Source organism: Corynebacterium sp. HMSC062E11 (genome assembly GCF_001811845.1).
In the GTDB taxonomy this organism is placed as follows: domain Bacteria; phylum Actinomycetota; class Actinomycetes; order Mycobacteriales; family Mycobacteriaceae; genus Corynebacterium; species Corynebacterium hesseae.
The window spans coordinates 1-2,132 of the sequence record NZ_KV806824.1; the positions used below are offsets into that span (position 1 = coordinate 1).

General features: G+C 55.5%; 2 pseudogenes. Both read left to right on the forward strand.

The features are described 5' to 3' along the window. Nucleotides 1-645: 645 nt before the first annotated feature. Nucleotides 646-855 (forward strand): annotated as a pseudogene (locus tag HMPREF2822_RS13710) (helix-turn-helix domain-containing protein); the annotation flags it as partial. Between the two features lie 19 nt (nucleotides 856-874). After that, nucleotides 875-2,130, forward strand: a pseudogene (locus HMPREF2822_RS13050) (IS30-like element IS1513 family transposase). The last annotated feature ends 2 nt before the right edge of the window (nucleotides 2,131-2,132 follow it).

Consider the following 2,132-nt stretch of genomic DNA (forward strand, 5'->3'; position numbering starts at 1 on the left):
ATCAGGTGTCTACCAAACAGGGGTCAGGTCCCTTCCTCCGCAGTCATCCACGTCACACGACTTTAGGAACTGGCCACCTGTACCGCAATTGGTACGCAAAATGGATATTTGCGAAGGGAAATCCTGTTCTCACTGTTGCAATCTGTATCAACTCGCACCAGTCGATGCCAAGATCCCGCTCGCACCTACCGTGCGCTACGCACCTTCCCCAAAAGACCCGACTTAGGTCATGGGTGGGTGAGCACCGACTCTCTTGAGACTGCTACCTGGTGTTGTTCGGCGGTGGGGCGGGATCGTTCCGCACTAAATCCGCCTAGGTCAGGAAGGCGTCCTGCACAAGGCATCTGGCAGAAGGCATCTTTGAGCCTGAAAACGCCATCTGCTCTGCGTGCTGTCAAGGGGTGAATGCGCCACTTCGACCGGGAGGTAGTTGTGACGCGTTGGACTCCGAAGGATGTTAAGGATGCTGCTGTTGAGCGCGTGGTGGCAGGCGAGGCAGTTAGCCTGGTCGCGCGTGATGTGGGTGTAGGCCCCGAATCGGTTTACGGTTGGTTGAGGGTAAGAGGTGTCGAACCTCCAGGCAGGCGTGCGAGTCGTTTGCGTGATCCGTTTGTCCGTGAGGCTGTTGGGTTGGTGCGTGCAGGTATGTCGATCAGTCAAGCAGCACAGACTGTTGGAATATCGACTGGCTTGCTTCACAGCAGGTTAAAGAAAGCTGGTGTAATCGAAGTGCGGCCTAGACGCGCCCACTTGTCACCTGATGAACGTGCCCAGGCCGTGGAGCGAGTGCTTGCTGGTGAGAGCTGTCAGACAGTGGCTGATGCTATCGGTGTGCATCCTTCTACCGTGTATGGGTGGATAAGGAAGCAGCGGTATGCGAAGTTACGCCGGCAGCGACATCGTCGAACGCCTGATGAGGCGGTGGTGTCTTTGCCAGATACAGGCAAGAAGCTGGGTAAAGATTCTGTTATGCCAGCACCGATGAAAACTCAAGCCGTTGATGGATTTCCTAGCGGCGTATTCGACAAACACGCCTTAGTAGGGCGTGGTCGCAGGCTTACTGTTGAAGACCGTGTTGCTATTGAAGCGGGATGTCGTGTCGGTGATTCGGCACGAGCCATCGCGCAGAAAATAAATAGGCACCACAGTGTCGTCGCTCGTGAAATCACCCGTAATGGTTGGAAGATCGTCGATGAGGACGGCACAGAGCAGCTGCGGTATAACGCCCACAACGCTGCTGTTTCTACTGCTGGTCGGATGGTGCGGCCAAAACTACGCAAGCTCGATGAAAGCCCAACGCTTCGGGGTGTAGTAGTCGATTGCCTTGCCCGCAGGTGGTCACCTGGGCGCATTAGTGCATGGCTTGAGCATGCTTTCAGCGATGATGAAAGCATGCGTATTTCCCACGAAGCGATCTACAGTGCCTTATACATTCAAGGCAAAGGCAGCCTGCGAGCCGAGCTTGAAGAAGTCATGAAGACTAAAGACGTACTTATCCGCGGCGGCTCAACACGCAAGCGTCGTGCCCGAAACGCTGGCGTGTTAACCGGTCGCCCTTGGATCAAAGGTGCTGAGATCACCCACCGCAGCCCGGAAGCTGATGACAGGGCTATTCCCGGGCACTGGGAGGGCGACCTTGTTATTGGTAAAGGTGGCAAAAGCGCGCTGATTACCCTAGTAGAGCGCACCAGCCGTTACACCCTGCTTGGACACCTTCCCGATGAGCACAGTTCACACACCGTGGTCGCAACCCTGCAGGACATGGTCAAAGACCTCAACACCGAGCAGCTAAAGACCATCACATGGGACCAAGGCGCAGAAATGGCTGTCACAGCACAAGTCCAGATTAAAGACGGCTGCCAGGTGTTTTTCTGTGAACCGCACTCACCGTGGCAGAGACCAACCAACGAGAACACCAACGGCGAGATCAGGCGCAGGTTCTACAAAAAGGGCACCGACTTTGCCACCGTCACACCCGAACATGTCGCGTGGGTGCAAAATGAGCTCAACGAAACACCCCGACAAATCCTCGGCGGCGCAACCCCACGTGAAATACTTAACGAACTATTCAAGCGTGGCGCATCCACTGTTCAGAAGACTTGGGGTTGCCCGCAAATCGTGGACACGTAGTG